Raw genomic sequence first — 12,740 nt, 5'->3', positions numbered from 1 at the left:
CTGGCTCCCGGCCAAGACTGCAAACCGCTCCCCATACCTAGGAGACCATCCATGAATTCAAGCACGCTACCCCCAGAGCTGGACGCGGCCGACAAGGGTGCATTCAAGTATTCGCGCACGATCGCGGATCTGCCTGGCCCCAAGGGCCAGCCCCTGGTCGGCAACATGCTGCAGATCGGGGGGCGACAATCGCATCTCACCTTGGCAAAGTGGATTCGCGAGTTCGGCCCGATGTTTCGCATCAACGCCTTCGGGCGCCACATCGTGGTCATCTCGGATCACGCATCCGTCAACAGCATCCTGAAGGATCGCCCGAACGGCTTCAGCCGAAGCCAGAACGTCAAGACAGTGATGAATGAGCTGAACATCAGCGGCGTCTTCACCGCGGAGGGCGACGACTGGCGCAAGCAGCGCAAGCTGGTGATGGGCGGACTGAGCGCGGAGGTCGTGCGGAATTTCTTTCCCACCATGGTATCCATGACGGAGCGCTTGCTGCGGCGTTGGCGGGCGGCGGCAGAGGAGGGCAGGCCGATCGACCTGCGCCGTGACCTGAAGGCGTACGCGCTGGATATTACCGTGGGCATTGCGATGGGGCACGACATCGACGCGACCAACGACGACGGCAATCAGCTGCAGCGCAATATCGACAATGTGTTCCTGCGTCTGGAGAGTCGCAGCACGGCGCTCTTTCCGTACTGGCGCTATTTCCGCCTGCCGGTGGATCGGGCGGTAGACCGGTCATCGGCCGAGATCGAGCAGGCGGTGATGCAGTTCATCCGCAATACGCGCGAACGCATGCGGCAACAGGAAGGCCTGCGCCAGAAACCCGCCAATATGCTCGAGGCGATGATCCTCGCCAGCGACAATCCCGAGTCGGGCTTTACCGATCAGGAGTTGGTCAGCAATGCCTTGCTGAGCGTGATCGGCGGTGAGGACACGACTGCCAACACCATAGCCTGGATGATTAACCTGCTGGCCGAGAATCCGGCCGCGGCCACCGCGCTGACCGCCGAGGTCGATGCGGTGCTGGGTGATGCACCGCTCTTGCATGAATGGGAGTCGATGAAGCAGTTTCCCTATCTCGAGGCTGCCCACAACGAGACGCAACGGCTGCGCTCCGTCGCGCCCCTGATCGGGCTGATCAGCAACGGCGATTGCGTGGTGTCCGATACCTTCATTCCGAAGGGGACGGCGGTCATCGTGTCGAATATCGGCGAAGGCCTGGACGAGACGCAGTTTCCGCAGAACGACGTGTTCCGGCCGGAACGCTGGATCTTCGAACATCGGCCGCAAGGGGACGCTGATCCCACCCGCAAGCTGTTCCCGTTCGGCGGCGGCGTGCGTCTATGCCCTGGCCGCTTCCTGGCGCTGACCGAAATCAAGATGGTGGTATCGATGCTGGTTCGCAATTTCGAACTGGAACGGGATGCAGATGCTCCGCCGGTCGAGCAGATCATGAATTTCTTCGTCGGTCCAAGCGCCCTGCCGGTGCGCCTCAAGCTTCGTCGTTGAGGCCATGCTTTCTGGTCGGCAGCCGGCGGCGGGGAGAGCGTTCGGTGCACGCCGGGCTCGACCCATCAGCGTAGGCGCACGTTCGGTACGGACGAGTGGCCGAAAGACTCCATTGATAGACGGGGCATGCAACCGCTGCCGTGGCCTCTGCAACTGGCCGATCGCGGCGTTGCAGGGCGGCATTCCATTTACGGAGATATTGCGTTGAATTCCAGCAACCTCGGTCTCGATTTTCGGATCGCCAGGCGAATCCTGAGCGTCTCCATTCCGCTGATGGGTTCGATGGTCGGGAACCTGATCATGATGCTGGTCGATCGCATCTGCGTGGCCAGATATTCGAGCGACGCGTTGGCGGCTTCCGGACCCGCCATTTTCACTTCCATGGCCATCATCGGGGTATTCACTTCGATCGTGGGCTTCTCCCGGTCTTTCGTGGCTCAGGCATTCGGGCGCTCGGGACACGGCGAGGCGGCTTATCAGGCGGCAATCGGCATCCTGATCGGCGTCCTGTTCTCCGTCCTGCTGGCGCTGCTGGCGCCGCTGGTCGCGATGATTCCCTTCCTGAGCAGTCGGCCGCCGGCCGTTACGCATCTGGAATCGCAGTTCATGTATTGGGCCGCCCTTTTCGGCGCGGTGATGACGCTGAACATATCGCTCACCTCGTACTTCAACGGCATCGGCAAGACACGCATTACCATGGTGGTCGGCCTGATCGGCCAGGCGGTCGATGTCTTCATGAACATCGGCCTGGTATTCGGCAAATTCGGCCTGCCCGAGCTGGGCATGCGCGGCTCCGCGATCGGCACCTTGATCGGCACGCTGACGATGCTTGTCTGCTATGTCTGTTATGTGCCGGGCGAAGTCTGGTTCCATGCGCGATCCTTGATCCGCGGGCGCGGTAGGATCACCGTCGCCGACATGCTGCCGCGCATGAAGAAGAGTTTCGCGTTGGGTGCGGCGACGGGCATCGACAATTTCGGAAACGTGGCCTTCATCTGGATCGTCGCCGGTCTTGGCGCGATATCGCTCGCGGCTAACAGCGTCAATCTGACGGTGAACAACCTTGGGATCATTCCGCTGATCGGCCTGAGCATCGGTTGCAGCGTGCTGTGCGGCAATGCGCTCGGCGAGGACGATTATCCGCAGATATCGCGCATCCTTTTCGTGACCCTGGCGATTGAGCTGATCTACGTGGTGGTGATTTCCTTCTTTCAGATCGCGACACCGCGCCTTCTGATCGGCCCGTTCGGCGTTGCCGATAAGCCGGAAATCCAGGCCGTGTCCATCGCGACTTCACGTGTGCTGTGGGTCTATTCGGTGGCGTTTGCACTCGCGATGACCGGGGCTTCGGTGCTCGAAAGCTTCGGTCTGACCCGCTTCCTGTTCATGACGCGGTTGATCCTGATGTGGTCGATCAGTGTGCCGACGATCTATGCGATGGTCGCTTCGCATGCGGGCGAGGCCTCCTATCTCCCTGTCTGCTGGGTGGTTGGGTCGGCTTTCGAGGCCCTCATCGGTGCCCTGTATTTCTGGCGCATCTGGTTAGCAGTTAGGCATCGCCAGAACAGCATCTTGCTGGTTCGTGCTGCCGAGTTGAGCGAATCGAGACGAACTTAGTAGGCTGTTGAGAAATGCCCCGCAGTCGCGACAATAATAGCCCTCATCAATGATCGAGTGATGGCAGTGCGCGGAGCAGACATCTAGCAGTTGGGCATGTTCTCGTATGTGTCGGTGGAAAATCGCGTGCCGGCGGATCATCCGATCCGCAAGCTGCACGTATTGGTCGATACGATCCTGAAGGAACTCAATGCGCTGCTGGCATCGCGCTACGCGCCCGATGGCCGTGTCTCGATTTCGCCAGGGCGGCGGCTGCAGGCCGCGTTGCTGCAGGTGGTCTATAGCGTGCGCAGCGAGCGGCTGCTGATGGAGCAGTTGAACTACAACCTGCTGTTCCGCTGGTTCGTAGGCCTAAACATCGACGATCCGGTGTGGGATCACTCCACGTTTTCCTTCAGCCGCGACCGGCTGTTCGACGCGAAGATCGCGCAGGGGTTCTTTGCCCACACGGTGTTACTGAACCGCCTGGGCGAACTGGTCAGCGACGAGCACTTCTCGGTCGACCGCACGCTGCTGGAAGCCTGGGCCTCGCACCGCAGCTTCCGTCCCAAGGGCGGCTCGGACGAGGGGGGCAGCAATTTCCGCGGCCAGAAGCGCAGCAATGCCACGCATGCCTCGACGACCGATCAGGACGCGCGGCTAGCTCGCAAAGGCAACGGCCAACAAGCCCGCCTTGCCTATCTGGCCAATGACTTGATGGAAACCGCCATGGCTTGCTGGTGGGTGTGGACGTCCGTCATGCCATGGGTATGGGGGAACGGGAGGGCGCCTTGGCCTTGGTCGATGCGCACCTGTCTCGAGGCGCGATACTGGGCGCTGACAAGGGATACTAGGCCGATGAAGAGAAAGCCCTACCCAAGCGACATCAGCCGAGAGAAGTTTGCCGAGATTGAACCGCTGCTACGCAGCGTTCGGCGCAGTATCAAGCTGGTCACCGTTGATGTGTACGAGGTGTTCTGCGCAGTGCCGTACCTGCTGCGCACGGGCTGTCAGTGGCGCTTTCTACTGTCGGACTTTCCCAAGTGGCCAAGCGTTTACGCCTACTGGCGCAAGTGGAATGAGCCCGACCCGCACGGCACAAGCGTGCTGGAACGGGCCCTCAAAAAATCAGGTTGGCGTGGCCCGCGAGAAACGGGGGCGCAACGCCTGCAGGAGGCTCACCCCGTCCTTGTCGACTTCGCTCCATATCTGGAAATACGCGTGCACCGTGCGCCACTTCGGGAACCCCTCCGGCAGCATTCGCCACTGACAACCATTCTTGAGTGCGTACAGCACCGCGCAAAAGACTTCGTACAGCTCCACCGTCCTGGGTCGAGTCTTCTTCCGTGCCTCTTCCAGCAGCGGCTTCACTTGTTCGAACTGCCTGCGGCTGATGTCACTGGGATAGCTTTTTCTCATCTGCCTAATTTCGGCCATGCCGGAGAGATTTTGAACAGGCCAAGGGTTCGCAGACGCGGTCTGGCTGGCGCCGCTTGCCTCGACGTGGCAGGTTGAGCCTCATGGCCACGTAAACCCGCCAACTGCGGATCTTGCTGAAGCCCCTTGACTGCAGCGTCTGGTCAAACAGCAGGCCAAAGCCGTGGTCGGGTTTGTCCTTCAGGTGCACCTTGATCGCCTCGATACGTGTACACGCCGCTGGAGCCAATGTTTGTACAACGCGTACACATATTGGTTCCATGCCCACCGGCCATGACGATGCATCTATGACTTCCGGCGCATGCACTAGTGTGAAGTAAATACTATGCTTCAGTCCAAGCTATGCAGCAGGGCGGGCAAGCACGTGGACGAGAGCGACGGCCAACTGAAGAAGTTCCAGAAGGAGCTGTCCGCCGGCACCGTGTCGCTGGTGCTGCTGGCGGTGCTGGGGCAGTCGCGCCAGCCGCTGTACGGCTACCAGATCGCCAAGCGGCTGGAGCAGGCGGGCGAGGGCGTGCTGGCGGGCAAGCAGAGCGCGCTCTATCCGGTGCTGCGCAACCTGGAGGGCGCGGGCCTGCTGGCCAGCGAAGTGGAGCCCTCGGTGAGCGGGCCGCCGCGCCGCTATTACCGCATCACGAAATTCGGCCGCGAGGTGTTGCGCGAATGGATCGCCGCGTGGAACGCCAGCCGCGACTCCGTCGACAAGGTTCTGCAAGGGGAAGTGTGATGACCAAGCCGCGCACCATCAACGAGTACCTCGAACAACTGCGCGTCGCCTTGAGCGGCGCCGATCCCGCGCTGATCCAGGACGCGCTGTACGACGCCGAGGAACACCTGCGCGCCGAACTCTACGAGCGCCCCGGCCGCGATGAGGCCGCCATGCTCGAGCACGTGGTGGAGAGCTACGGCGCGCCGGAGGAAGTGGCCGAGATTTACCGCGACCAGGAGATCCGGATCCAGCGCGCGATCCGCCCGCCGCCGTCGCCGAAGCGGCGCTCGGCCGCCGGCCGCTTCTTCGGCGTGGTCGCCGACCCGCGCGCCTGGGGCGCCTTGTTCTACCTGCTGTTCGGGCTGGTCACCGGCATCGCCTATTTCACCTGGGTGGTCGCCGGCCTCTCGATGTCGGCCGGTTTTTCGGTGCTGATCATCGGCCTGCCGTTCATCATGCTGTTCTTCGGCAGCGTGCGCGGCCTGGCCCTGCTGGAAGGGCGCCTGGTGGAAACCATGCTGGGCGTGCGCATGCCGCGCCGGCCGCCGTATCCGCCGAAGCACATGTCGCTGTTCCAGCGTATCGGCGCGATGTTCACCGACCCGCGCAGCTGGAGTTCGATGCTGTACGCATTACTGCTGCTGCCGCTGGGCATCTTCTACTTCACGCTGGTCGTGACGTGGCTGGCCGTTTCGCTGAGCTTTGCCGCCGCGCCGGTGCTGAAGCTGGTCGCCGAACTGGGTCATTGGGACACCGGCACCTGCACCGGCCTGACGGACTCGGCCTGCCGCAGCATCGAGTGGCTGAGCGGCTGGGGCGGCGCGGGCGTGCTTTGCGTGCTGGGCGTGCTGCTGTTCTTCGTGCTGTTGCACGTGGTGCGCGGACTCGGCCGCCTGCACGGCCAGCTCGCCAAGCATCTGCTGGTGCGGAGGGCCTGAGCATGACGATGGAGAACGCACTGGGCCTGCTGGCCGGCGAATGGGAAGGCGAGGAGGTCATCGCCACCACGCGCTGGGGCGAAGGCGGTGCGGCCCGCGGATGCTTTTCCGCACGCCTGGATCTTGACGGGCGTGCGCTGCTGATGGACTACCGCGAGGAGCGCGGGGGCCGGATCGCACTGCAGGCGCATGCCGTGTTCACGGCCGGCCCGGGGCACGACGAGTATGCACTGCACTGGTTCGACAGCTACGGCTTCGTGCCTGCGCAACCGGCGCCGGGACATTGGGATGGCGGGCGGCTGGTGTTCCTGCGCAGCTCGCCGCGCGGGCAGACCCGGCACACGTACGCATTCCGCGACGGCGTGTGCGCACTCACGCTGGAGAGCTCGTTCGACGGCGGCGTGCATTGGGAACCGGTGATGCAGGGCAGCTACCGGCGCGTGGCGTAGCCGTCCCCTCTCTTGCGCGAGCGGGAGCGGGCAGGGGATCTTTCGCGCCGTTGACCCGGGCCGGCGGGCTTTCTACGCTGGGCTGGCGCATCTGCGCGCGACCAACGGGGAGAAACCATGCGCTTCCGCCGAACCGGGCTTGCGGCCCTCGCACTGGTTTCGCTTGCGGCCGCCGCCGCCGATGCGCCGGTCAAGGGCTTCCCGCCCGCCTTGCCCGCCGCCGACCTGGTGCTGCGCGACGCCAGCATCGCCACGCTCGATCCGCTGCAGCCGCACGCGCAGGCGTTGGCGGTGAAGGACGGCAGGATCGCCGCGCTGGGCAGCGACGAGGCCATCGCGCGCTACGTCGGCCCGAAGACGAAAGTGCTGGACTTGCACGGCGCCTTCGTCACGCCCGGCTTCATCGAGGGCCACGGCCATCTGCTGGACACCGGCGACTCGCTGATGCAGCTCAACGTGGGCGAGGCGCCGAACTGGGACGTCATCGTGGCGATGGTGACGGCCGCGGTGGCCAAGGCCAGGCCGGGCGAGTGGATCGTCGGCCAGGGCTGGCAGCAGAGCAAATGGGACAAGGTGCCCCAGCCCAACGTCGACGGCCTGCCGCTGCCGGCCAGCCTCGACGCGGTGTCACCGAACAACCCCGTGCTGCTCGCGCACGCCAGCGGCCACGCTATCTACGCCAATGCCGCGGCGTTGAAGCTCGCCGGCATCGGCCGCGACACGCCCGACCCCGTCGGCGGCAGTATCGTGCGCGATGCCCAGGGCAATGCCATCGGCGCGCTGCGCGACACCGCAAGCGACGCGGTGTACGCCGCCTACGACCGCTACCTTGCCAGCCTGCCGCCGCAGGAACTGGCCGCGCGCAAGGAGCAATCGCTGAAGCTGGCCATGCAGAATGAGGTGAGCAAGGGCATCACCGGCTTCGTCGACATGGGCGAGGACTTCAAGACCATAGCCTGGTTGAAGCAGCAGGCCGCCAAGGGCTTCCCGCTGCGTCTGTACGTCAACGTCGGCGTGCTCGGCGTCGACAGCCTCGACAGGAACCTCGCCAGGTACCGCACGATCGGCTACGCCGACGACCACTTCACCGTGCGCGGCGTGGGCGAGGACGTCTCCGATGGCGCGCTGGGCACGCACAGCGCGTGGCTCCTGAAACCTTACGACGACGCGCCCGGCGTCACCGGCAAGAACGTCACGCCGATGGCCACGCTCGCGAAGATCGCGCGCATCGCAGCGCGCGACGGCTTCCAGGTGTCGATCCACGCGATCGGCGACCGCGCCAACCGCGAGGTGCTGGACATGTACCAGCAGATCTTCGACGAAGATCCCGCCGCGCATGACCTGCGTTGGCGCATCGAGCACGCGCAGCACCTCGATCCCGCCGACATCCCGCGCTTCGCGCAGATGGGCGTGATCGCGTCCATGCAATCCATCCACGCCTGCTCGGACGCGCCCTACGTGGTGGCGCACCTGGGCGAGCAGCGCGCGAAAGAGGGCGCCTACGTGTGGCACACGCTGATCGATAGCGGCGCCATCGTGCTGGATGGCAGCGACACGCCGGTGGAAGACACCAACCCCATCGCCGGCTTCTATTGCGCGGTGACGCGCGACAACGGCCATGGCCAGCGCTTCTTCCCGGCGCAGGCGAAGACGCGGATGGAAGCCCTGCGCTCCTATACCTGGAACAACGCCTACGCCCTGTTTGAGGATCACCAGCTGGGCTCGCTCAGCCCCGGCAAGCTTGCCGACATGGTGGTGTTCTCAGGCAACCTGCTGACCATCCCCGACAATCAGATCCTGCGCACGCGGGTGCTCTACACCATCGTGGGCGGCAAGCTGGTGTACGAGCGTCCGGATGCCGGCGCGTGGCGCAGCGGGAAGCTGTTCAAGGCGATGCCGGAGTTTGATCATGTGAATTGAGGGGGCGGCATAAGAAAACACCCCTGGCGTGTTTGGAAAATATTCCAGGAATAGTATTGACGTGATCCTGGATTTAAATATAGACTTGCCTGGATACAAAAATCAGTCCGGGAGGTTCTATGAATATGAACGATGTCGTTGCGGCCGTGCCTGCCCCTTTTGAGTCCTTTAGCGACGTTTTGGCGGAGGGCGACACGAGCGAGAAGCCTTTTAAGGTCTTCGTTGGTCACAACCTTGGCTACAGGGTGAATCTGCTTCAGATCCCCATGCATGAGTTCGTGCAAATGTCGGCAGTCGCCAACGACCCGACCTTGGATGAAGGGCAGATCGCGCAGCGCAAGCTTGACCTGCCGCATGCACAGAAGCTGGCCGTCTACATCCTCAAGGGGCTGATCTACGGAGCAATCGACTTCCGGGCGGAGCGTAAGCAGCCGCTATCCACCGTACTGCAAGAGTTGCGCGACACACTCGGGCCGCAGCCATACGTTGCGCTCCAGCCACTCGTCGCGAATATCCGAAACTGCCGTCGGGCCGGAGAGGGTCTCAAGGTAAGGAAGCTGGTGACCACGGATGATCGCTTGGCTGCGTTTGAGGTCTTCTTGTCTCAGCAGCATGTGCTATGGGTGATCGACGGTCAGCATCGACGGAAGGCCATGGAGATCGTGTTCGATTTCCTTGATCACGTCCTGCGGACTCACACATATCCTAAGAAGGGGTCTCTGTATCCGGCCGTTAGCTTGGAAGTAGCTCCGGCCTACTTGGCGGCTTGGCAAGAGGTGATGACTGCTACTCGTTCCTTCTGCAAGGTGTCGGTCGAGCTTCACCTCGGCCTCGATATCGACCAGGAGCGTCAGCTCTTCCATGACCTGAATAACCTTGGCAAGAAGGTTGATCGAAACCTTGCTCTCAAGTTCGACAACTCGAACCCAGTCAATCTCTTCATCAAAGAAACCTTGCATGAGGAGATGGGGCTCAAGATCGTCGAGAAGGATGCGGTCGACTGGAAGGATGATCAGGGCACGCTAGCTTGGAAAGACGTGGTCGGCGTTAACGCGATTCTGTTCTTGAATAAGACGAACATCGGAGGAGCGAAGCCTGCTGATGTCACGGACAAGACGGAGGTGGCCAAGCGCATGTGGGAGGGCGTTATGGCGATCACAGGTTTCGGTGAGATGCACGCCAAGGAAAACACTGTTGCGGCTCAGCCAGTCGTTTTGAAGGCCCTGTCAAAGTTGACTTATGACTTCGCATTTTCAAACCGCCGACCCAAGGATGGTGAGCAGCTCCTGGATGTACTCCTCTCGTCTATCTCAGATATCGACTTTTCACACCAGAACCCAATGTGGCGCTACTACGAGCTTACTGAGGGGCAGCGATTGGATTATGGCCTGAGCGGGCTTGCCGACTATCTCCCTTCCACAGAAACCGGGAATCGGGACATCGGCTCATTCCAGGAGGGTGTTATGCGGTTCGGCGCAAAGCACAACGACATCTATCCGATCATCGGCGACATGATCCGCTGGAAGCTTGGTCTTCCCAGCAGGCATAAGCAGTAACAGCTGGTAACGCGGGCGACCAATCATCGCCCGCGTTACGTGTTCTCTAATTTTGGGAAATAGCGGCAGTATTTCGCCGTCCGTAGTCAGTAATCCCGCACGTCCAGCACCACGAAACCATGCGCGCTGTAGTCGCCATCCTGCGGCCATGCCAGGGCGGTCAGCGCCAGTGTCCCCGCCGCCCACGGCTCGTTGTCGAGCAGCACTTCGCAGCGCGCTTCGCCATCGGTGGTCTTGCGGTACACCAGTCGCAACCAGTGCAGCTCGGGAGTCAATGCCTCACGCTGCAGTGCGGACTCGATGGCCGCAGGCACCTGTTCCAGCATCTCCAGATCGGTGATGTCCGCGCCGTGCAGGGCGAAGGGGCCGGCGAACACGTCCCAGGTGCGGATGCCGATCTCCCATGCCGTGATCGTCAGCTTGCGGTCGTCGGTGACGTACCAGCAGGCGGTCAGCAGCGGATGCAGCGCGCTGTGCTCGAATGCGCGCAGGGCGGCCATGCAGCCGTCCGCGCCGTTGCCGTGCCCGGCGAAGCTTTCCTCGATGCAGCGTTCCTCGCTCAGCACGACGTCGATGTCGAGGCGTCCCGGTTCGTCGGCGGTATCCGCGTGCCATTGGGCACGCACGGACGGGAAGTCGCCGTCGGTGGTCAGCCAGCCGTCCTCGTCGGGATCGAGTTCCACGCCGTTCCGTTCGAACAGCCGCAACAGGTGTTTCTGCAGTGCCGCACTGTCCATCGTCATTCCTGCGGGTTGGTGGTGCTTGTTGAAGGCAGCCGGGTCGAAGGCAGCTCGCGCCAGGTCAGGTACATGCGCAGGTCGAATTCCCGCTGGTGGTAGTCCGGCAGCATGTGCTCGCACAACTGGTAGAACGCCTTGTTGTGCTCGTTTTCTTTCAGGTGCGCCAGCTCATGCACCACGATCATCTGCAGGAACTCCGGCGCGGCGGCCTTGAACAGGCTGGCCACGCGGATCTCCTTTTTCGCCTTGAGCCGGCTGCCCTGCACGCGCGAGATCGCGGTGTGCAGGCCCAGCGCCCGCTGCACCACGTCGAGCTTGCTGTCGTACAGCACCTTGTCGATGTTTGGCGCGGTTTTCAGGTGCCGCTGTTTCAGCGCGGCCACGTAGCCGTACAGCGCCTTGTCGCTCTGCACGTCGTGGCGATCCGGGTAGCGCGCGGCCAGGTGTTCGCCGAGACGCTCCTGCGCGATCAGCCGGCGCACCTTGTCCTGCAGGGCGGGCGGATACGCCTGGAGATATTTCAGCGGAGTCATCGGCGCATTCTCGCATTGCGCCGATACGCATGTGTCGCGTCAGGCCGCCGCGCCGATGCGGATGCGCCATGGCCAGGCAGGCTTCGTCCGATGCGGGTTCGGAATCCCGCAGGCCTCGTTTGCCGGCGAGCCACCCTTGGCGGGCAGCTACACCAGTTGCAGATCCTTCGGCCGCGCCTGCGGAAACACCGTCTGCAACTGGTTGCGGTTCAAGCCCCACTGCCGCGCGAACAGGCCGCCCAGCACGTCGCGGTAGTCGTTGAGCACCGGGTAGTCGCGGTTCTGGAAGAGGTTCGACTGGGTCACGGCGAGCTGCTCGCCGGCGATGCGGCCGCCGGCCACCTTGCCGCCCAGCACCCAGTGCACGGTGCCGTGGCCGTGGTCGGTGCCGCGGTCGCCGTTCTCGCGGAAGGTGCGGCCGAACTCGGAGAGCACCACCACGGTGGTGTCGTTCCACGCGTCGCCCATCGCGTCGGCGTAGGCGGCGAGGCCTTCGCCGAGGTTCTTCAGGTTGTTGGCCAGGCCGCCCTTGGTGCTGCCCTGGTTGACGTGGGTGTCCCAGCCGCCCACGTCCACGAAGCCGAGCCGGTACCGGTCGCGCATCAGGGTGGCGATGCGGCGCGTCTCGGCGGCGAAGTTGTGCGCGCTGGGCGCGCCGCGGCTGGCTGCCACCATCTCGTTGCGCAGATCGTCGGACACGGTCTTGGGCAGGGCGAGGCCGTCGGCGCTGGCCTGCGCCAGCGCGGTGCCCTTGTACATGCCGGCGAGGATGGCCGATTGCCGCGCATCGAAATGCGCCCTGGGGTCGCCCTTCAGCGAGATGTTGGGAATGTCGCGGCCCGCGCCCTGGAAGCTCAGCGGCAGGTTGTTGGTGAAGGCGATGGACGGCGTGGCCTTGCCGAGCGCGCCGGAGAGCCGCGCCATGAAGCCGGAGCGGTAGTTGGCGTTCTGCCCCAGCGGCTCGCCGCGCTCGATGTGATCCTGCGTCTCGAAGTGGCTGCGCGTGAGGTCGTTGGTGCCGGCGAAGGGGACGAAGGCGAGCTGCTTCTTCTGCCACAGCGGGTAGAGCGAGTCGCGCACCACCGGGTTGAGGCCCCAGTCCGCGTCCAGCGCCACCGCGCTTTCGGGATTGCTTGCGTCGGGCTTCGCGATGGCGAGGGTGGGGCGCGACGCGTAGTAGAAATCGCTGCCGCAGGGCACCAGCAGGTTGTTGCAGTCGTAGCCGCCGCGCAGGAACACCAGCAGGAAGCGCGGCGAGCCGGCGGGCGCGGCGAACAGCCGGCTCGAGAACGACAGCGTGGACGCGGCGGCGGCGCCGGCGGCGGCAAGCAGGAATTCGCGGCGGTTCAT

At 63.6% G+C, this 12,740-nt stretch carries 10 protein-coding genes and 3 pseudogenes; 9 read left to right on the top strand and 4 right to left on the bottom strand.

The window, feature by feature from the left end; genetic code table 11:
- The first annotated feature begins 51 nt into the window (after positions 1-51).
- The 4 genes and pseudogenes from ACZ5Z2_RS10925 to ACZ5Z2_RS10910 form a co-directional block, all read left to right on the top strand.
- A complete protein-coding gene (locus ACZ5Z2_RS10925; protein WP_464758599.1) occupies positions 52-1,512 on the top strand; it encodes a cytochrome P450 in 1,461 nt (486 codons plus the stop codon).
- 126 nt (positions 1,513-1,638) lie between these two features.
- A complete protein-coding gene (locus tag ACZ5Z2_RS10920) occupies positions 1,639-3,129 on the top strand; it encodes an MATE family efflux transporter (protein WP_464758598.1) in 1,491 nt (496 codons plus the stop codon).
- A gap of 96 nt (positions 3,130-3,225) precedes the next feature.
- A pseudogene (locus ACZ5Z2_RS10915) lies at positions 3,226-3,555 on the top strand (transposase); the annotation flags it as partial.
- A 411-nt stretch (positions 3,556-3,966) separates the two neighbouring features.
- A pseudogene (locus ACZ5Z2_RS10910) lies at positions 3,967-4,275 on the top strand (transposase); the annotation flags it as partial.
- On the opposite strand, the pseudogene ACZ5Z2_RS10905 reads toward ACZ5Z2_RS10910, so the two are convergent.
- Positions 4,267-4,527, bottom strand: a pseudogene (locus tag ACZ5Z2_RS10905) (transposase); the annotation flags it as partial. The pseudogenes ACZ5Z2_RS10910 and ACZ5Z2_RS10905 sit on opposite strands and share 9 nt — an antisense overlap.
- A gap of 343 nt (positions 4,528-4,870) precedes the next feature.
- Here ACZ5Z2_RS10905 and ACZ5Z2_RS10900 point away from each other — a divergent pair.
- The 5 genes from ACZ5Z2_RS10900 to ACZ5Z2_RS10880 all read left to right on the top strand — a co-directional run bounded on the left by ACZ5Z2_RS10900 (position 4,871) and on the right by ACZ5Z2_RS10880 (position 10,117).
- Positions 4,871-5,272 carry a PadR family transcriptional regulator gene (locus ACZ5Z2_RS10900; RefSeq protein ID WP_464758597.1) on the top strand — a complete coding sequence of 134 codons (402 nt, stop codon included), beginning with the start codon at positions 4,871-4,873 and terminating at the stop codon, positions 5,270-5,272.
- Positions 5,272-6,192: a sensor domain-containing protein gene (locus tag ACZ5Z2_RS10895; RefSeq protein WP_464758595.1), complete on the top strand. Its 921-nt coding sequence runs from the start codon at positions 5,272-5,274 to the stop codon at positions 6,190-6,192. The genes ACZ5Z2_RS10900 and ACZ5Z2_RS10895 overlap by 1 nt, the downstream gene beginning before the upstream one ends.
- A 2-nt stretch (positions 6,193-6,194) precedes the next feature.
- Complete coding sequence (locus ACZ5Z2_RS10890; RefSeq protein ID WP_464758594.1) at positions 6,195-6,641, top strand: DUF1579 family protein; 447 nt, start codon at positions 6,195-6,197, stop codon at positions 6,639-6,641.
- 117 nt (positions 6,642-6,758) lie between these two features.
- Positions 6,759-8,561 carry an amidohydrolase gene (locus ACZ5Z2_RS10885; RefSeq protein WP_464758593.1) on the top strand — a complete coding sequence of 601 codons (1,803 nt, stop codon included), beginning with the start codon at positions 6,759-6,761 and terminating at the stop codon, positions 8,559-8,561.
- Between the two features lie 119 nt (positions 8,562-8,680).
- Positions 8,681-10,117, top strand: coding sequence for a DNA sulfur modification protein DndB (locus ACZ5Z2_RS10880; RefSeq protein WP_464758592.1), 1,437 nt, complete (start codon positions 8,681-8,683; stop codon positions 10,115-10,117).
- 86 nt (positions 10,118-10,203) lie between these two features.
- On the opposite strand, the gene ACZ5Z2_RS10875 is transcribed toward ACZ5Z2_RS10880, so the two are convergent.
- From ACZ5Z2_RS10875 to ACZ5Z2_RS10865, 3 genes are all read right to left on the bottom strand, one after another.
- Positions 10,204-10,854, bottom strand: a complete 651-nt coding sequence (locus tag ACZ5Z2_RS10875) for a DUF6348 family protein (protein WP_464758591.1) — start codon at positions 10,852-10,854, stop codon at positions 10,204-10,206.
- 2 nt (positions 10,855-10,856) lie between these two features.
- Complete coding sequence (locus ACZ5Z2_RS10870) at positions 10,857-11,390, bottom strand: M48 metallopeptidase family protein (protein WP_464758590.1); 534 nt, start codon at positions 11,388-11,390, stop codon at positions 10,857-10,859.
- A gap of 147 nt (positions 11,391-11,537) precedes the next feature.
- On the bottom strand, positions 11,538-12,740 hold the full coding sequence (locus ACZ5Z2_RS10865; protein WP_464758589.1) for a DUF1501 domain-containing protein: 1,203 nt from the start codon (positions 12,738-12,740) through the stop codon (positions 11,538-11,540).

It is taken from the genome of Rhodanobacter sp. G1, assembly GCF_055397855.1.
This window is presented reverse-complemented; position numbering and strand designations above follow the sequence as displayed.